This is a genomic window from Marinobacter sp. CP1, from assembly GCF_001266795.1.
GTDB lineage: Bacteria > Pseudomonadota > Gammaproteobacteria > Pseudomonadales > Oleiphilaceae > Marinobacter > Marinobacter flavimaris.
Window position 1 is genome coordinate 1734328 of sequence record NZ_CP011929.1, and the last position, 18763, is coordinate 1753090.

General features: G+C 59.2%; 19 protein-coding genes. 16 read left to right on the top strand and 3 right to left on the bottom strand.

Annotation, left to right across the window (positions count from 1 at the left end):
• The first annotated feature begins 6 nt into the window (after window positions 1-6).
• From ACP86_RS08135 to ACP86_RS08155, 5 genes are all read left to right on the top strand, one after another.
• Window positions 7-468 carry a chemotaxis protein CheW gene (locus ACP86_RS08135; RefSeq protein ID WP_008172769.1) on the top strand — a complete coding sequence of 154 codons (462 nt, stop codon included), beginning with the start codon at window positions 7-9 and terminating at the stop codon, window positions 466-468.
• 73 nt (window positions 469-541) lie between these two features.
• Entirely contained in the window at window positions 542-1033 is a 492-nt protein-coding gene (locus ACP86_RS08140) for a Fur family transcriptional regulator (RefSeq protein ID WP_008172768.1), read from the top strand.
• Window positions 1026-1793, top strand: a complete 768-nt coding sequence (gene znuC, locus ACP86_RS08145; RefSeq protein WP_008172767.1) for a zinc ABC transporter ATP-binding protein ZnuC — start codon at window positions 1026-1028, stop codon at window positions 1791-1793. The genes ACP86_RS08140 and znuC overlap by 8 nt, the downstream gene beginning before the upstream one ends.
• Complete coding sequence (gene znuB / locus ACP86_RS08150; RefSeq protein WP_008172766.1) at window positions 1780-2592, top strand: zinc ABC transporter permease subunit ZnuB; 813 nt, start codon at window positions 1780-1782, stop codon at window positions 2590-2592. The genes znuC and znuB overlap by 14 nt, the downstream gene beginning before the upstream one ends.
• Window positions 2593-2683: 91 nt before the next feature.
• Window positions 2684-3706, top strand: a complete 1023-nt coding sequence (locus ACP86_RS08155; RefSeq protein ID WP_008172765.1) for a PAS domain-containing protein — start codon at window positions 2684-2686, stop codon at window positions 3704-3706.
• On the opposite strand, the gene ACP86_RS08160 is transcribed toward ACP86_RS08155, so the two are convergent.
• Window positions 3688-3936, bottom strand: a complete 249-nt coding sequence (locus ACP86_RS08160) for a CDGSH iron-sulfur domain-containing protein (protein ID WP_008172764.1) — start codon at window positions 3934-3936, stop codon at window positions 3688-3690. The two genes, ACP86_RS08155 and ACP86_RS08160, sit on opposite strands and share 19 nt — an antisense overlap.
• 63 nt (window positions 3937-3999) lie before the next feature.
• On the bottom strand, window positions 4000-5082 hold the full coding sequence (locus ACP86_RS08165) for a patatin-like phospholipase family protein (protein ID WP_053113273.1): 1083 nt from the start codon (window positions 5080-5082) through the stop codon (window positions 4000-4002).
• Window positions 5083-5277: 195 nt separating this feature from the next.
• On the opposite strand from ACP86_RS08165, the gene ACP86_RS08170 reads away from it, so the two are divergent.
• Complete coding sequence (locus ACP86_RS08170) at window positions 5278-6345, top strand: sensor domain-containing diguanylate cyclase (RefSeq protein WP_014578682.1); 1068 nt, start codon at window positions 5278-5280, stop codon at window positions 6343-6345.
• Between the two features lie 19 nt (window positions 6346-6364).
• Here the strand turns inward: ACP86_RS08170 and ACP86_RS08175 are convergent, their stop codons facing one another.
• Complete coding sequence (locus ACP86_RS08175) at window positions 6365-7285, bottom strand: alpha/beta fold hydrolase (RefSeq protein ID WP_082220550.1); 921 nt, start codon at window positions 7283-7285, stop codon at window positions 6365-6367.
• Between the two features lie 196 nt (window positions 7286-7481).
• Here ACP86_RS08175 and folE point away from each other — a divergent pair, with 196 nt between their 5' ends.
• From folE to ACP86_RS08225, 10 genes are all read left to right on the top strand, one after another.
• Entirely contained in the window at window positions 7482-8051 is a 570-nt protein-coding gene (gene folE, locus ACP86_RS08180; protein WP_008172758.1) for a GTP cyclohydrolase I FolE, read from the top strand.
• 24 nt (window positions 8052-8075) lie between these two features.
• Window positions 8076-8450, top strand: coding sequence for a dihydroneopterin triphosphate 2'-epimerase (gene folX / locus ACP86_RS08185; RefSeq protein WP_053113274.1), 375 nt, complete (start codon window positions 8076-8078; stop codon window positions 8448-8450).
• Between the two features lie 23 nt (window positions 8451-8473).
• On the top strand, window positions 8474-8911 hold the full coding sequence (locus tag ACP86_RS08190; protein ID WP_053113275.1) for a CoA-binding protein: 438 nt from the start codon (window positions 8474-8476) through the stop codon (window positions 8909-8911).
• A gap of 106 nt (window positions 8912-9017) precedes the next feature.
• Complete coding sequence (locus ACP86_RS08195) at window positions 9018-10334, top strand: HD-GYP domain-containing protein (protein WP_053113276.1); 1317 nt, start codon at window positions 9018-9020, stop codon at window positions 10332-10334.
• A gap of 55 nt (window positions 10335-10389) precedes the next feature.
• Window positions 10390-12657: an EAL domain-containing protein gene (locus ACP86_RS08200; RefSeq protein WP_008172754.1), complete on the top strand. Its 2268-nt coding sequence runs from the start codon at window positions 10390-10392 to the stop codon at window positions 12655-12657.
• A 50-nt stretch (window positions 12658-12707) separates the two neighbouring features.
• Window positions 12708-13019: a hypothetical protein gene (locus tag ACP86_RS08205; protein WP_008172753.1), complete on the top strand. Its 312-nt coding sequence runs from the start codon at window positions 12708-12710 to the stop codon at window positions 13017-13019.
• A 153-nt stretch (window positions 13020-13172) separates the two neighbouring features.
• Entirely contained in the window at window positions 13173-13616 is a 444-nt protein-coding gene (locus ACP86_RS08210; RefSeq protein ID WP_053113277.1) for a MerR family transcriptional regulator, read from the top strand.
• A 6-nt stretch (window positions 13617-13622) separates the two neighbouring features.
• Window positions 13623-16244 carry a heavy metal translocating P-type ATPase gene (locus ACP86_RS08215; RefSeq protein ID WP_053113278.1) on the top strand — a complete coding sequence of 874 codons (2622 nt, stop codon included), beginning with the start codon at window positions 13623-13625 and terminating at the stop codon, window positions 16242-16244.
• Window positions 16245-16370: 126 nt separating this feature from the next.
• Entirely contained in the window at window positions 16371-16820 is a 450-nt protein-coding gene (locus ACP86_RS08220; RefSeq protein WP_008172744.1) for a DUF411 domain-containing protein, read from the top strand.
• 156 nt (window positions 16821-16976) lie between these two features.
• Window positions 16977-18695 (top strand): diguanylate cyclase, encoded by a 1719-nt coding sequence (locus tag ACP86_RS08225; RefSeq protein ID WP_053113279.1) that lies wholly within the window; start codon window positions 16977-16979, stop codon window positions 18693-18695.
• Window positions 18696-18763 lie beyond the last annotated feature (68 nt).

Genomic DNA, 18763 nt, shown 5'->3' on the forward strand with positions numbered 1-18763 from the left:
CACGCAATGAATGACAACAGCCAATCCCTCTCCTGCGTCATGATTCCCATGAGCGGACGGCAACTGTTGCTGCCCAACGTCTCGATTGCGGAAGTGGTCGACTATGCCAGCGCTGATGCCGGCGCGAACACGCCGGAATGGCTGGTTGGCTACCTTGACTGGCGGGGCCTGCAACTTCCGGTGATTTCATACGACGCGGCTAACGGCGGAGCCCTCACCGTTCCGGGCGATAATCGGGGCCGCATCGTGGTCCTTAATACCATCGGCGATCACCACAAGGAAGTCCCGTTTATGGCACTGGTTACCCAGGGCATTCCCAGCCAGGCCCGTTTGGCGGAAGACCAGGTCAGGAAGCTGGAGGGTGAACCGGGGCCGGCGGATCTGATGCAGGTCGAGGTTGAAGGTGAGCATGCCTGGATCCCGAATCTGGAATTTCTGGAATCCCTGGTTGTAAAGTCCCGACACTGACCCGTGCCACTGCCGGACATGGCAGACAGCCCTGCAAATGTTATAATGTTTCAAATTTTGCAGGATTGCGACCATGTCTGCCCGTGCTATTCCCTACCGGCCTCACAACCACGATGCCTGTGTCAGTCAGGCCCTGACTGACGCCCGGACCATTTGCCAGCGGCAGAATGCCCGACTGACGCCCATCCGGGAACGGGTTCTGGAGCTGATCTGGCAATCCCACAAGCCGCTGGGCGCCTACGACGTGCTGGCGGAGCTGTCGTCCGATGGTCATAACGCTGCGCCGCCCACCGTTTACCGCGCACTGGATTTCCTTCAGCAGCATGGGCTGGTGCACCGCATCGCGTCGCTCAACGCCTTTATCGGCTGTACCCACGCGGGTGAAAGCCACACCGGTATGTTTCTGATCTGTCGCGCCTGCGGCAATGTGCTCGAACTGACCGCTCCAGAGGTGTCAACAGAGGTTCGTAAAGCCGCATCCGGCGAAGGCTTCCGGCCCGAGACCACGACGCTTGAAATTGCCGGCCTTTGCCCCCGATGCCAGTCGGAGCCCGGCCATGACTGATCCTCTGGTCAACCTGGAGAACCTCACTGTCCGGTTTGACGAACGCCCCGTGGTTGATCAGGTCAACCTGAAGATTCACCGTGGCGATATCATCACCATCATTGGTCCAAACGGGGCAGGCAAGACGACACTGATCAAGGCCGTACTCGGCATCCAGAAAGTGTCTGAGGGTCAGGTGTCCCTGAAAAAGAACCTGGTGATCGGGTACGTCCCGCAGCATCTGACGCTGGAGGCCACACTGCCTCTGAGCGTCAAGCGGTTCATGCTGCTCAGCGGCCAGTCCCTCGCGGAATGTGAGTCTGCCCTTGCCCGCACCGGCGTCGGACACCTGCTGCATGCCTCCGTGCACCACCTCTCCGGGGGAGAGAAGCAGAGGCTGTTGCTGGCCCGGGCCCTGGCCCGCAAACCGGACCTTCTGGTCCTTGATGAGCCCGCCCAGGGCGTCGACATCAATGGCCAGGCGTCATTGTATGATCTGATACGCCAGCTAAGGGATGACCTGAACTGCGGTGTTATCATGATCTCCCACGACCTGCACCTCGTCATGGCAGCAACCGACAAGGTTATCTGCCTGAACCAGCATGTCTGCTGCAGCGGTTATCCCGAGGACATCTCCCACGACCCGGCTTTCATCGAAACATTCGGTCGCCCCGTGGCAGAGTCCCTCGCGGTCTATCATCATCACCACAACCACAGCCACGATCTGCACGGGGATGTTGTCGAGGGCAGACACACGGAATGTGACCATGCCCATCATTGACGCAATTCTGGACGATTTCTTCTGGCGCGCCCTGATCGGCGGACTCGGCGTGGCCCTGGTAGCCGGGCCATTGGGCTGTTTCGTGGTCTGGCGACGAATGGCCTATTTTGGCGATACCCTGGCACACTCGGCCTTGCTCGGCATCGCCCTGAGCTTCCTGATCAGCGTACCGCTGAACCTTGGTGTGATCATCACCTGTGTGGTGCTGGCCATGGCACTGGTACTCCTGTCACGGACCCGGACTCTGGCAACCGATACCCTGCTGGGCATACTGGCCCACAGCGCCCTGGCCATAGGGCTGGTAACCCTGAGCTTCATGCCGGATGTCCGCGTCGATCTGACTGGCCTTCTGTTCGGGGATCTGCTGGCCATGAGCCGTGAAGACCTGCTGTGGATCTACGGCGGCGCGGCACTGATCATTATCCTCCTTGCCGTGCTCTGGCAGGGGTTGCTGATGAGCACGATTCACGAAGAACTCGCCCGGGTGGAGGGTGTTGCCGTAGAGCGGCTTCGCCTGGTTCTGATGCTGATGTTCTCACTGGTCATCGCGGTAGCCATGAAAATCGTCGGCGTGCTGCTGATTACCGCACTGCTGATCATTCCTGCGGCAACCGCCAGGCGCCTGGCCCACAATCCGGAGATCATGGCGGCCATGGCCGTCGGGTTCGGGTTTGTCGCGGTGAGCGGCGGTCTGAGTCTGTCCTGGCACCTGGACACACCGGCCGGCCCTTCCGTTGTTGTTACGGCTTTTGCCGTATTCCTGCTGGTCTACGGCGCAGCTGGCAAAGTCCGGACCTGAGCATTTCCCTCTCTTCACGAGCTGGACTAGAGTATAGGAGTAACGTCGGTCTGTTCTGAGGGTACAGACCCAGCCGCAAAGGACGCCCGGCATGGAAAGCTCGACTCCAGCCCGTTTCCGCAGACCGGTCTTATGGCCAGGAATCTGGATTCCCCTGCTTCTGGTCGCCGCCGGCCTGCTGGTAACCGGAATTACTGCAAACATTGAAGCGCGTCGGGCCATGGCGCTTGCCGAAGCGCGATATCACGCCCAGCATCAGGCCCTGGTGAATCATCTGCTGGCCAACGTTCCGGACCAGTCTATGGTGGGCGACCACAACCAACCCGTGTCTGCCTGGCTCCAGGCCTTGTTCAGTGACACCCTGCCGGATTCTCTCGGACTGCGCATCGACACCCTCGAACGACATACCAAGATGCCGCTGTTGGAACTGGGCACCAACGGTTCGGTGGACCCGACACGGGCGCTGCGTACCGAAGTTTCGCCAATGGATCAGAACTGGATACTCACGACCGTACCGTCGCCAGAGGGACTTGAAGCGGTCGCCCAAGCCTCCCGACGAACCGTCTGGATCGCCGGTGCAGCCCTGTCGGTGTTCGCGGCCGCCCTCACCCTGGTGCTGAACCGACGGCTACACCGGCAAACACTTCACATTCGTGGTCTGGAACAGAGAGAAATTGGTGCTGACCATCAGATCGCCAACTTTCAGGTCGAAAAATCGATACTTCGGCGGGCACTGAACGATAGTGAGCAACGGAGCCGGGATCTGGTGGCCCTGTCCGGTGCGGTCATATGGGAACTGGACGAAAGAGGCAGGATCGGTTTTGTTTCACCGCAAATCGCCGAACTTCTGGACCAGGCACCCGCTGACCTGGTCAACCAGCCCCTGGAGGAACTTGTTGCACCGGCGTCCCGGGACAATTTCCGGCGAGCTCTCGCGGCCGCCCGCAGTGACAGTTCCATTGAACGCGTTGACCTTTCCCTGGTCCATCGTGACCAGGAGACGGAGATTCCAGTAGTACTCAGGGTTCGGGCACTGAAAGACCCGGTTCACGGCCTCTCGGGCTTCAGGGTGAGCACCCTGCAGCGAATGGCGCTCTACTCGAGCGCTTTGTGACTGCCATCGCAGAGAGGGGCGTTACCGGTTTGCTTGCACCCGCAGAACCACACCCACTCTTTCTTCTCCGCCTCGTATTTGATCGGGGTTATCCCGGTCCCCTTGTGGGAACCGTCACAGAATGGCTGGCTACCACTGCGGCCACAGGCACACCAGAAGTAGTTCTTGCCCGCCTCAACCATCACAGAGAACGGTGTCTTGCTGGCGACCACCGGTTTTTCATCCGACATAACGTATTCCCCGATTCGTGACTTTACTGCACCAGTATAGTCACTCTTTCGGAAGCCCTGTGTTCAGAGCGGCCTGATGACATCGGGCAGGCGCCGGGTTTCCGTGAGTTCCATAAACTCATCGCCAAGGCGATCACTCTCGGCAATCGCCGAACGCCAGGCCCGTTCCCGGCCGGCATCGTCACCGGCATAGCGCTCGAAATCCTTCCGGTCCGGGAGCTTGCGGTCAGGCAGGGACTCCAGATAGCTTCTTGATGGCGCAACCAGCAGCACGTCCTGCAACCGGGAGGCGTCGCCCCGCCGCCAGGGCAGGGACTTGTCGAACCAGCCGGGAACCACCTTATCGGTGAAATGCGGGTAGAGCACCACGCCAGGCTGCTGGTAAGGCAGATCCAGGTGGTAGTCCAGCAAACCACCGTCTCGATAGACACCCTCGGGCGCGCCGGGGATATTGCGGACACCGGACATCACCAGGGGGATAGATGCGGAGGCCAGGAGAGCAGGCAACAGGTTATCGCGGTTAAACGCAACCTCGTGGCTGGGAAAATCCACCAGTTTGGACACAGGCGCTTTCAGGCGGGCGTCATGGATGATCCCCCGCTCCATGAACCTGCCCAGATGACGACGACTGACCATGTTGGCGCTGATCGCGCCCATAAGGCCGAGCCCCAGCCGGCCCCGGGCGTCTTCCGCCAGCATGCCAAGGCTGCGAACGACCACAACGTTCAGTCGGTACCATGGGTGGTTCAGAATGGCGTCTTCCCGCCCACCGAGCAGCTCTTCCAGAAACAGCACGCTCTTGCGGCTCACTTCCGCAGCGCTGACACCCTTGGCAAAGCGTTGTGCGGTATAAAGTTCTGCCAGCCGGGCAAGCTGGGCTTTCGGGTCATCGGAGGAAGCCACCGCGGCAAAACGCCAGCTGCCGATCGACGAGCCGATCAATGATCGCTCCTGCGGAACCCTTGGCAACCAGTCACCGAAAATGGCTTTATCCAGGCCACTTATTCCCAGAGCCTTGGGGCCACCGGCAGCACCCGGAATGACATGCACATCCTCGGGCGACAGCGGCGTTTCCCTGAGGCGCTGCATCGCGCGCCGGCCTGCCCGGATCGTCAGAGCCGGTTCTCGGATGTGAATAGCAGTCATAGGATGGTCCCTGGGCGTGTCCCTGAATCAGTCCCGCGGAGTTTAACGAAGTGGACAAGGCGCGGCCAACTGAACAAAACTAATGGTGGTCATAAACGGCGCTGTCTGCTTCATTAAATGAACGGCCATGCTAGACTTCAAGACTGTCCCGGCACCGGACGCGGGCGGATACGACTCAAACAGCGGGAGTATGCTGTGAATTTTTCGGTACCACCCTCCACCCTTGCCACCAACCCGACACTCGCGGTGCTGGGTTTCAAGCGCCAGTTGGTTTATCACCTGCATTTCTGGGCATTTATCGCCGTAGCGCCCCTGGTTCTGGTGCAATGGCAGCAATCCCATTATCTGCTTTCCGCGGTACTGGTCCTGTTCTGCACGAACGCCCTTCTGGTTATCGCATTCCTGAGGTTCCGGGGCACCTACTTCCTCAAAGGCCGTCTGTTTCCACTGCTCGCCGTGGTCAGTGCCGCCTACTCGACACACATCAATGGCCATGCCGGCCTGTACTGGGCCTACCCGGCGGCCACGGCCCTGTTCTTTTTACTACCGCTCAGGGAGGCGATTGGAAGTAACATTGTTTTCGTTGTCGTTATGGCCGTCGTGTCCTTTTTACGATTTCCCGAGGCCGACTTCTGGCGGATAACCTTTTCGCTGGGCCTCACGTGCCTGTTTGCCATGATTTTCGCCTGGCTGGTGGGCAAGCTTCAGCAGGAACTCACGCGACTGGCAACCACCGATCCCCTGACCGGCTGTCTGAACCGTTCGCAACTGGCTGACATCCTCAACGGTCAGATTCAGATGCGGGAGCGGTATGAGCGGGTCTCCAGCCTGATTCTGCTGGACCTTGACTACTTCAAGACGATCAACGATCAGTGGGGTCATCTGGCCGGCGACAAGGTGCTCACGGAAATGGCACTGCGCCTGAGATCCCGCCTGCGCGAGAGCGATCAGCTGTTCCGGATTGGTGGTGAGGAGTTCATGATCGTTCTGCCGGAAACCCGCCAGAAAGATGCCGATGTGCTGGCGAATCAGCTTTTGACCAGCATCAGCGCACGGCCATTCCTGGAAGATATCAAGGTAACCGCCAGTGCCAGTGTCGCCGAGGTCAGCAAGGGTGAGACCTGGTCAGTCTGGCTGAACCGGGCGGACCAGGCGCTTTACGAAGCAAAATCCCGGGGTCGCAACCAGGTCGTCAACGCGGCCCGGCCGCTACCGGTTGTAGGCCGGGGTGCCGAGGATATGCCCGATTCCGCATCGGGCTAAGGAAAGCCCGCCCCGGGGGTTATCCCTCGCAGCGCTTGCGAAACTCCCGATAGGCACTGAAAACTTCCCAGGGGCACTCCAGATGGGGGTAGTGCCCGATATTCCTGAGGGTGACCACATCACCATCGGGCATCAGTTCCCTGTAGCGTCTGACCATGCCGGCACCCGAGACCGGATCGGCGGTACCCGAAATCAATCGCATCGGCTGCGTTGCCTTCTGCAGCGCGCCAACCCACCGGTTGCGGTGACAGCGTCGTTCTTCCATGAACTGGATCAGATGATGCAGGATGCCCCGGCCGTTGTTGTAGGTCAGCAGGTGCCAGAAATCCTCCATATCCTGTCGATCAGGCGGATTCTGGCTTCCGAATAACCGGCGGAAGTTTCGCTCGAAACTGCGTCGGGTCAGGCCTCGGCTGATCAGCCCGCCAAAGGGGCTCCCCAGCAGCTTCTGAATAAGCAGGGGATTGTGGACCTCGGGGAAAAGGGCGCCGTTGAGGAAACAGACACTCGCAATCCGGAATGGCAGCAGGTCCTCTTGCTCCCTCGCCAGAAGCTCCTGGGCAACACTGCACCCGTAGTCATGAACCAGAAGGTGCACGGACGGCAGACCCAGACCCTCAATCCAGCCCTGAAACAGATCCGCCTGGTCTTCAATGCTGTAATCGTAATCGGCGGGTTTATCGGAAAAGCCAAAGCCCAGCATGTCCAGGGCCAGCACGTTGTGCTGCTGAACCAGCATCGGCCAGAGCCGATTCCAGTCCCAGCTGGCAGTGGGAAATCCATGGATCAGCACCAGCGGTTCTCCCGAGCCTGCCATCCGGCTGAAGATGGCATGTCCCCCGAAACTGAACCACTTACCTCCATGTTGCCACCCTTCCAGGGTGCCTTCCTCGCGCCCCGCGGCGGAAACCCCACCAACGGTCGGCATCACCTCATCCATGCATTGTCCCCGACGAACATTGATAGCCTGAAACTGTAGAACAAACCGGCCGCCACTGCCATAGCCCCACCGCCCATACCACTGGGCGTGGCGGCCAAAGTGGTCTTTTCCGACGATGCCTGCGTAAAGCGTAGAGATGGCGGGCAAATTGCCTTAAGCTTTGGCCCTCGTAAGACACTGCTAACCGGAAAAGACTATGAGTAAACTCCTTGACGACCTCTCAGGGCACTTCCGTGCCATCATCGATGGCCTGGGCGAAGACCCGGATCGCGAGGGTCTGCAAGACACTCCAATGCGTGCGGCCAAGGCCATGCAGTTCCTCACGTGCGGGTACCAGCAGGACCTTGGCGACCTGGTGAACAATGCGGTATTCGAATCGGCCATGGATGAAATGGTCGTGGTTCAGGATATCGAACTCTACAGCATGTGTGAGCACCATATGCTGCCGTTCATCGGCAAGTGCCACATTGCCTACCTGCCCGCTGGCAAGGTACTGGGCCTGTCCAAGTTTGCCCGCATCGTCGACATGTACGCCCGCCGTCTGCAGATCCAGGAAAACCTGACCCGACAGATTGCCGAAGCTGTTGAGAGCGTCACGGGCGCCAAGGGCGTGGCCGTTGTCATCGAAGCCCAGCACATGTGCATGATGATGCGGGGCGTGGAGAAACAGAATTCCCGCATGAAAACCTCGATGATGCTGGGGCAGTTCCGCAAATCCCAGGCGACCCGCACAGAGTTTCTGACGCTGATCAGTAACAATCGCTGAACTATCTGACCCGAGGGAGGGCGCATGACAGACGTCAACGGGAATCACCTGGCAAAAGTCCGCATCAAGGATCTTCTTCTCAGGGCCTACATCGGCATCAAGGAAGAAGAAATCAATAATCAGCAGGACGTGTTGATCAACGTCGCGCTGACTTACGATGCCTCTGAGGCGGTAAACCGGAATGAAATCTCTGCCGCCCTCAACTATCGCACCATCACCAAGCAGATCATTCACCACGTGGATGGCAATCGCTTCGCCCTGCTGGAACGCCTGACCCACGAGGTCCTGACCATTGTCATGGAACACGAGGCGGTCCAGTGGGCCGAGGTGGAAATCGACAAGCCCCACGCGCTACGCTACGCGGAGTCCGTGTCTGTCTGTCTGCAGGCACACCGTTAATCCAGCGAGGTTTCGCCAGCATCATGCCCAGTACCAGCCCGGAACAGTTGCGTGACATCCTGACCACTGTCAGGACCATCGCCCTTGTCGGCGCGAGTGAAAAGACCAGCCGGCCTTCCCATGAGGTCATGGAGTACCTGCAGTCCCAGGGCTACCGAATCCTACCGGTCAATCCCCGCCTGGCAGGTCAGACCGTGCTCGGTGAAACGGTATACGCCGACCTCCGAAGCCTTCCCGAACCGGTGGACATGGTTGACCTGTTCCTGGCGCCGGAGCGCACCGATGCGATTATCGACCAGGCCATCGATCTGAAAATCCCCGTGGTCTGGCTCCAGATTGGCGTCATCAACCATGAAGGGGCGGCGCGAGCGGAAGCCTCGGGGCTGACCGTGGTGATGGACCGTTGCCCCAAGCAGGAAATTCCCCGGCTGGGGATTGCCAGAGTTTCCGGAAACGCCTGATACCCGATCTGCATCAGGAACTGCGTCACACTTCCAGCACTCTTCTGTAACCGGTCTGTCAGGTCTGACATAATCACCGGACATAAAACAGAAGACTGGTAGAGCCATGTGGTTCCGACGTAAATCCAGCAAACAGCACCGACATTCCGTCTCGGCGCCGTCGGCGCTCGCAACTCATTCGGACTCCCCTGTTTCGACTCTCCAGCGGGTGCGCTTACCGGTGGACCTTCTCCAGCCCGGCATGCGCGTCGTGAGCCTGGACCGGCCCTGGACCCAGGTGCCGGTTCTGTTTCAGGGCTTCACCCTGACTGATGACAACCAGGCGCAGATTCTGCGGCAGTACTGTGAGTGGGTTCTGGTGGAGGATGAAGAATCACGCCTGAACCCGGTGCTCGATCAGATCTCGCTACTCAAGCGTCGCACCAGCGAACCGCTGCCGGAAACCTGCTCTCTCCAGCAGGAACTCCCAAGGGCACACGCAACCTGGAGCCGGACCCAGGCCTTTGTGGAAGAAGTCACCCGACAGATTGAAGCCGGCAATGACCTCAACCTCCAGAGCGCCCGCCCCATCATCCGGGAGTGCGTCGACAGCGTGAAAGCCAACGCAAGCGCCATGTTCTGGATGAGCAGGATAAAGTCCCGGGATGCCTACACCGCAGAGCATTGCCTCAGGGTGGCTATATTCTGTGTCGCCTTTGCCCGCTTCCTGGGCATGCCGGACGAAGACCTGGAGACCGTGGGCATGTGCGGTCTGCTGCACGACCTTGGCAAACTCAGGGTTCCCGACGAGATCCTCAATAAACCCGGCCCGTTGACGCCAGAAGAGCACAGCATCATGCGACAGCACACAACGCTGGGTTACGAATTGCTTTGTGCTGATGTCAATCTGGATCCGATTATCAGCGATGTCTCCCGTCACCACCATGAACGCATGGATGGTCGCGGCTATCCTGAACAGCTGGCGGAGTGGCAGATCAGCCGTTTCGCCCGTCTGGTTTCCATCGTCGACGCCTTCGATGCCATTACCAGCGACCGGTGTTACCGGGATGGGCTACCGGCCTCCGAAGCCATTCGCATCCTGTTCCGTAACCGCGGCCAACAGTTCGACGCTTCCATGGTGGAAGCCTTCATACGGATGATTGGCGTGTATCCGCCCGGCAGCCTGGTCGAGCTGTCGACGGGCGAAGTGGCCATCGTCCTGGCGACCCACCCCCGGCGCAAGCTGAAACCAAAGGTGGAGGTGCTGCTCAATGGCGACAAGCAGCCAGTCACCCCGCGTATCATCGACCTGGGAGGCACGGGTTCCGAACCTGACGAGGGTTCTCCGGAAATTGCACGGCCACTGTCCGACGGCGCCTTTGGAGTCTCGCTTCGGGACCGAATCAAGCAACTGATGGCGGTGGCCGGTAGAAATGCTTCATAATTGCGCTGGCGCTGCCGACTGCCCGGTACCACCGTTTAAAGTCACGGAGTAACCTGTGGAACAACCTGTATCACCTCCCAAACCTGTTGTCTCGGGCCTGCTGAGCCCGCTGTTTCCGGTGGTGATCTTTCTGGTTTTCCTGGGTCTGGCAGCCGGCCTGCGCTACGGGCTGGTACAGCAGGACAAACGTCAGATAGAAGCAAACCTGACCAACGAAGCCCGGGCCATGGCCAACCACCTGGAGCGGGAATTTCTGATCCACGCCGAAGCCATCCGGCGCATGGCCAAACGCCTGGAGGCAGACCCTGCCAAAACCAAACAGGAGTGGCGGCGGGATGCCCGCAACTACCTCGACGACTTCGGCGTTTACCAGGCCATTGAGTGGATTGACTCCGATTTCATTATCCGCTGGCTGGAGCCGATTACCGACAACGAAGAGGTCATCGGCTACAACGTCGCCTTCAACGAGGAACGGCGCCAGGCACTGGAACGGGCGAAACAGTCCGGCAGCTGGGATCTTTCCGGTATCATTAATTTGCGCCAGGGCGGCAAGGGCATGGTGATCTATGCACCGGTGGGTGCCGGCCCCGAGAATAATGGCTTTATAGCGGGCGTGTTCAGAATGGAAGTGCTGGCGCGCCAGCTTCTCACCGAGCGGGTTCTGGAATCCTTCCGGGTCGAGATTCGCGAGGCCGGCGAGGTGAGCTATGAACTGAACGTGTCCCAGCCGGTTAGTCGCGACTTTGCCCAGACCCAGGACGTTAATTTGCCGACCCTGGACTGGACATTGACCCTGCGCCCTTCCACTGAATGGGTGGAAAGCCAGTACAGCTATTGGCCGGGGATGACCTTTGCAACCCTTTTGCTGATGGGTCTGCTGACCAGTCTGACCACGCTGCTGGTACAGCTCATTCTCAAGCGCAACCGCGCGCTGCTGAAGACCCGCCGGGAACTGGATCAGGAAATCGCGCAGCGCACCGCCATTCAGAAAGATCTGGCGCGACTGGAATCCACCGACACCCTCACCGGCCTGGCGAACCGTCGGTTCTTCATGGAAGACCTGTCCCACACCCTGAACATTGCCGATCGCCAGATGCGCCAGGTTGCCCTGGTGATGCTGGACCTGGACCGTTTCCAGACCCTCAACGACTCCCTCGGCCACCAGTTCGGGGATGAACTGCTGATCAAGGTGTCCGAGCGGCTGAACCGCCTCAGCAATGAACGCCTGCTGGTGGCCTACTCCGGGGGCGATGAGTTCATGTTCTGCCAGCAACAGGTGGACGACATTGACGACATCATTCACCTGCTGGGCCAGATCAAACAGTGCTTCGACCAGCCCTTCGATGTTCAGGGACAGTCCCACAGCATTACCGCCACAATGGGTGTAGCGGTGTACCCGCAGAGCGGTCTGGATGCGGATACGCTGTTGCGCAATGCCGACATTGCCCTCTACCGGGCCAAGGAACAGGGCCGGAATACCTATCAGTTCTATACCGAGGGCATGCAGCAACGGGAAGTCATGCGTCTTGAACTGGACAAGGATCTGAGCCAGGCCCTGGCCAACAACGAATTCGTGCTCTTCTATCAACCCCAGCTGAACCTGAACACCGGTGAAATCCAGAGCGTCGAGGCGCTGATCCGCTGGCGCCATCCCCGCCGCGGTCTTCTGCCGCCGGTGGAGTTTATCCCGCTGGCGGAAGAGAGCGGTCGGATCACTGATATCGGGCGCTGGGTGGTCATGGCGGCCTGTCGGCAGTTGGCCGCATGGAAAGGCACTCCCCATGAGGGCCTGCGCATTGCGGTCAATCTCTCGGGCCGGGAGCTGGACGACGAGGATCTGGTGGACCACATTCGGGAAGCCCTGGCGGCGGAGAATGTGCCGGCGAATCGCCTGGAGGTCGAGCTCACCGAGGAAATCTTCATCCAGAACATCGAGCACAACCTGAATCAGCTTTCGCGTCTGCACCAGTTGGGTGTTCACCTTGCCATTGATGACTTCGGGGTGGGTTATTCGTCGCTCGGTTACCTTCGGGATTTCCCCGTTGACCTGCTGAAAATCGACCGCTCGTTTATCACGGAAGTCACGGAACGCCATGACGACGCGGTGATTACCCGGGCGGTGATCAACCTGGCTCACAACCTGGGTATTGAGGTGGTGGCCGAGGGTGTGGAAACCGAGGAGCAGCTGAGTTTCCTGAAGAATCATCGATGTAACTTTGCCCAGGGTTATCTGATCAGCCGACCGATTCCGGTTTCCGACCTTGAGAAGGCCTTGGCTTCCGGTGTTCTGGTGGCGGGCATTACGGCCGATTCCGGATTGTAATTGCCGCGGCCCGTCCCCAAGATACGGGTAAATCCTTCAGGTGAGATTCTATGGCCGCGCAATACCTGACTCCGGAGCAGGACGATAAAATTCGCCAGTGGGAACGCTGGAACCGGAACTATTTCATTTTCGCGTTTGTGGCGCTGACCGTCATTCTGGTGTTCAGCAGTCAGCTTGGGTTGTCCAGCGGTGAAAGCTGGGGCCCCCTGGGTGTTCTGATCGCTGCGCTGATCACGCCTATTATTGTTCTGCAGCTGAAGCTGGCGTGTCCGGCTTGTGGCCACAAGATTGGCTGGCAGGCGAAGCTGATGGCGCCGGATCAGTGCAAGACCTGCGGTACGTTTCTTCGCTCGCGGGATTGATAGCCGTCCTTCGATTTTCCCTCCTCAAGAAAACCTTTGACCTGTGAGTTGCTCACAGGTTTTAGTCTATTTTTAATTGGTTTGGAGTTTGCCGTGCTGACTTCAGTCTCTGGTTCCTGAAGCCATTATCTTTGGCACATTGAGAACAAGGCGATGAAAGTAAAAGAGCTTGCAGAAGCCGCTGACGTAAACCCGGATACGGTCCGGTTCTACACCCGCGAGAACCTGCTCAAACCGACCCGTAACCCGGACAACAACTACCAGCAGTTCGATGCCGAGGATCTTCGACGGCTTCGGTTTGCCCGTAAGGCGCGGCAGCTGGGATTTTCGTTGCCTGAGATAAGACAGATCCTGGATCAGGCGGACAATCATCATTCGCCGTGTCCGATGGTTCGGGATGTGTTTCAGCACCGGTTGGCGGAGGTTGAGCGGGAGATTCGGGAGCTGCAGCAATTGCGCAAGCGGATGACCGTTGCGCTGGCCGCCTGGCAGGACATGCCGGATGGTACGCCCGATGGCCATACCATTTGCCGGTTGATCGAACACTGGGATGATCCGGCGCCCTGTTGCGGGGCAACTGAACAGAACGAGGAGTGATTCTGGATGACTGACACACCTGTTTTACAAACCACTCTCAGCATTTCCGGGGCTTCCTGCCAGGGCTGTGTGAAGAAGATTCGCAGCGCCCTGGAGCCGTTGACAGGCGATGCTGAGCTGGTTGAGGTCGATCTGGAAAAACAGACCGTGGACCTGCCGGAGGGCGTGGATGCTGATGAGGCGGCTCGGATTGTCACCGAGACCGGCTACCCGGCCGAGCCTTTCCAGGAAGACGCCGAGCCGGCCAGTTGCTGTTCTTCAGGGAATGAGGATGAGGCCGATACCGCCGACGACTCTGAAGATCAGGCAACCGAGGCAGATTCTGCTCCGACTGGTTCTGGGGCAGCAGCCGGTGCGGACGGGCAGATTCATCTGTCCGTGACCGGTGCTACCTGTTCTTCCTGTGTAAACACCATTGAGAAGGCCCTGATGTCGGTCTCCGGTATCAGCCATTCCCATATGAACCTGGCGGACAATACCGCCACGGCCACGGGTGATGCCGATCCCGAGGCGCTGGTGAAGGCAATAGAAAATGCCGGTTATGGCGCCAGCGTGATCGAGGACGAGGACGAAGCGGACGCACGCAAGCAGGAGGAAGACCGGAAGCAGTACAAGACACTGCTGATAAAGATGGCCGTGAGTCTGAGCCTGGGTCTTGGGCTGATGGTCTACGGCATGGGTTTCGACACCATGATGGTGACGGATGCCAATCAGCTCACCTGGCTGAACCTGGGCATTCTCACTCTTGGGGTAATGATCGCTACCGGACGACACTTCTACACTGGTGCTTGGAAGGCATTCCGGCACCATAACGCCAACATGGACACCCTGATTGCCCTGGGTACCGGCACCGCCTGGCTTTATTCCATTGTCGTCACCAGTATTCCCGGCGCGTTGCCGGAGATGGCTCGCCATGTCTACTTTGAGGCCTCGGCGATGATCATCGGCCTGATCAACCTGGGTCAGGCCCTGGAGCTTCGGGCCAAAGGCAAGACATCGGAGGCGGTGCGCCGGTTGCTGGACCTGCGGGCGAAAACCGCGCGGGTGATTCGGGATGGTGAAGAGCAGGACATTCCGGTAGAGGAGGTTCTCAAGGGCGACCACATCCGGGTAAGACCCGGTGAGAAACTGCCGGTCGATGGCGTGATTGCCGAAGGCTCTACTCGCATTGATGAGAGCATGCTCACCGGTGAGCCCATGCCGGTGAGCAAATCGGAAGGCGATGAGGTGTCTGCCGGCACCCTCAACACCCATGGTTCGATTGTCTACGAGGCCACCCGGGTTGGCAGTGACACCGCGCTGGCTCAAATCATCAAGCTGGTGAAAAAAGCCCAGGGCTCGAAGCCTGCCATTGGACGGCTTGCGGACAAGATTTCGTCGGTGTTCGTGCCCACCGTGATGCTGATTGCCGTCGTGGCGGCGCTGGTCTGGTACAACGTCGGGCCGGAACCGGCGGTGGTTCATATGATGGTGGCCGCCACCACGGTGCTGATCATCGCCTGCCCCTGCGCCCTGGGCCTGGCCACGCCCATGTCGGTGATGGTTGGCGTTGGCAAGGCGGCGGAATACGGCGCCCTGATCCGCCAGGGCGATGCGCTGCAGACCGCCGGTAAGCTGGACCTGGTGATACTCGATAAAACCGGCACCATCACCGAAGGTCATCCGGCAGTTACCCGGGTTCATGCCAGCGACGGTGAAGAGCAACGCCTGCTGGCGCTCGCGGCGGGGCTGGAACAACACTCCGAACACCCTTTGGCCGAGGCGATTCTGGCGAAGGCCAAAGAAAAAAGCGTTCAGCTGGAGAAGCTGACCGGTTTCGAGGCCCTGAATGGTAAAGGCGTGCAAGGTGAACTCGACGGCAAGCCCGTGCGTCTGGGCAACCGCCGCTGGCTGGAAGACCAGGGCGTTGCGCTGGGCGATCTGGACGATGCCGCCCACTCGATTACCCAAGAAGCCGGCACGCCCCTGTTTCTGGCATTGGGCACCGAAGCTCTGGGGGTCATTGGCGTTGCCGATGCCATCAAACCGGACTCCAAGGCTGCCATCCAGCGCCTTCACAAGGCTGGCATCAAGGTGATGATGGTCACAGGCGATGTCGACGCCACCGCAAAGGCCATCGCGAAAAAAGCCGGCATCGATGACTATCGCGCGGAAGTGCTGCCTGAAGACAAGGCCGAGGTGGTCAGTGAAATGCGCGGCAAGGGCCACACAGTCGCCATGGTCGGCGACGGCATCAACGATGCTCCGGCCCTGGCGGCGGCGGACGTCGGTTTTGCCATCGGCACCGGCACGGATGTGGCCATTGAGAGCGCCGGCATCACGCTGATGCGAGGCTCGCTCCACGGCGTGCCCGATGCCATCGAGATCTCCCGGGCCACGGTGAAAAATATTCACCAGAACCTGTTTGGCGCGTTCGTATACAACACAATGGGTATTCCGGTGGCCGCCGGCCTGCTCTACCCTGTCTGGGGAATACTGATGAGTCCGATACTGGCCGGCGCTGCCATGTCCCTGTCTTCGGTGACGGTGGTTTCGAACGCCAACCGTCTGAGGTTGTTCCGAACCAGTCACCGTCCGGAACAGAACGACAGCAACAGTGATCCGAAACAGCAACAGGAGCGGAACTGATGGAAACAATGCTGGTCAACGTCGGAGGTCTTGCCCTGATGGCAGCCATCGTCTGGTGGTTCTGGCTTTCCGGTTCTGACGACACAGGCTCAAGTAAACATCAACATCACCACTGAGGTACTTGCCATGAAAAAACACACCCTGGCTTTTGGCCTGATGGCAGCCCTGGGATTCAGCACCACGGCGCTGGCAGCCGGCGCAGCCCAGAGCATCCACGTTTACAAATCCCCGACCTGCGGCTGCTGTGATGACTGGATAGATCACCTGAAAGAAAATGGCTTCGAGGTGGAGGCGACCAACACCAACGATATGGGCAGGATCAAGGCCGACGCAGGCCTGATTGCCGGTCTTGGCAGTTGCCATACCGCATTCGTGGGTGACTACGTCATCGAGGGCCATGTGCCAGCCGAGGACATCAAGCGCCTGATCAGCGAAGCACCCCAGGCCACCGGCCTCAGCGTGCCCGGGATGCCCATGGGGTCACCCGGCATGGAAATGGGCGACCGGAAAGATCATTACAAGGTCATCCTGTTTAACGAGGCGGGACAGACCCGGATCTTTTCCGAGCACAATTAACGCCAATAACCAGGCAAGGGCCGGTATTTATCGGCCCTTGCGGCCTCCTTTTCCTCCCGCTTCCTGCCAGTCCCTGTCTGTTTTTTCTACACTCTGGTTAACCAGTGTTCTATCATTGGCGCCCAGAAACCCAGAAAAATCCGAGAGGGATACTCGTTGAGCCTTAAAACCCGCATCCTTGGCCTGGCCGCCAGTCTCATCATCGTGGCTTCCGTGGCTTCGTGGCTGGCCTACCGGGAGCTGTCCGAGAGCATCATCGAACGCTGGGGCCAACAGGTCGCGGAAATACAGGTTCGCTACGACAGCGCCCGCCTGCTGCAGTCCCTGGAGCGGGAAATCGGGTTGGCCAAACAGATGGCCAGTTCCTCCGCCCTGATCAACTGGGCCGCTAATCCGGATGACACCGCACTCCAAGCTGAAGCCATCCGCCAGATGGAGAGTTTTCGTTCCAATTTCCGGGACAACAACTACTTCGTTGCCCTCGTCAACAATGCCCACTATTACTACAACAACGAGGAGAACGAATACGCCGGTAACCAGTTCCGATATGTGCTGGATAAAGACAAGCCGGATGACGCCTGGTTTTTCCAGCTCATAGAAGAAGGTCGCGACTTCCACCTCAACGTAAATCCGGATACCGAGCTGGGTGTTACCAAACTCTGGATTGATGTGCTGATGCGCGATGAGGCCGGCGAAATTGTCGGTATGGTCGGAACCGGTCTGAGTCTGGATGCTTTTCTGCAGGATATTGTCGACATCGGTCAGGAGGGCATCACCACCCTGTTCGTGGATTACAATGGCGCCATCCAGCTCTATCGCGACCGGAACTACATCGACTTCGCCAGCATCATCAAACCCGAAGGCCAGAAGAACACCATCGACCTGCTGTTCGATGATCCCCAGGACAAGCAGCAGATTCTCGGTATGTTGCAGCTTCTCAAGAAGCCGGGCGACCAGGCCGGCCAGGTGGAAAGCGGCTTCGTGACGGTGGATGGCCGCAAGCATCTGGCCGGGGTTGCCTTCCTGCCGGCGATTGGCTGGTTTGAGATCACCCTGCTTGACCTCAATACACTCTTGCCAACCAGCTATCTGTGGCCGCTGGTGGCGGTATTCCTGGGCACACTGCTGGTCACACTGGTGCTGTTCCACCTGATTATCCAGTCCCGGATTCTCAAGCCCATCATGAGCCTGAAACACGCCGTGGAAAAAGTCCGGGAGGGCAGCTTCGATCTGCCGCGGCTGGATAAACCGGATAATGAGATCGGCTGGCTGGCGGATCATTTCGAGAAAATGACCCAGAGCCTCGGCCACTCTACCCGGGAACTCGAAGAAAAAGTCGCTCAAAGAACGGATGAGTTGAACCGACTGGCCCGCGTCGATCCCCTGACCGGCCTGAAAAACCGTCGCGGCCTGGACGAAGTGCTGGATTTGGAAATCCAGCGGGCCCGCCGCCAGGAGACCGGCTTTGGCGTGATCTGGCTGGACATTGACCATTTCAAGAGCATCAATGACAACCTGGGCCATCAGGCCGGCGATCAGATCCTGTGCCGGGTTGCCCTGTGGCTGAAAGCCGGCGTGCGCCCCTACGACCATCCGGGACGCTGGGGTGGGGACGAGTTCGTGGTCCTGTTGTCGCCCTGCGATCCAGAGACACTACACCGTATCGCCCTCCGCATCCGGGAATCCGTGGAACAGGAGAGCCGCAAAACCGGCACCCAGGTCACCGTCAGTGTTGGTGGCTACTTTGCTCTGCCGGGTGACAGCACCGATACCATTCTTCGTCAAGCGGATCGGGCGCTTTATCAGGCCAAGGATGAGGGGCGCAACCGGGTCTGTATTACCACCTCGGAAGACCCGGAGATTAACCCCGCGTAACGGGTCTGACTCATACCGCCATAACCGTTATACTCCGCCCCATCATTCATTTTTTTTACCAGCCAGGT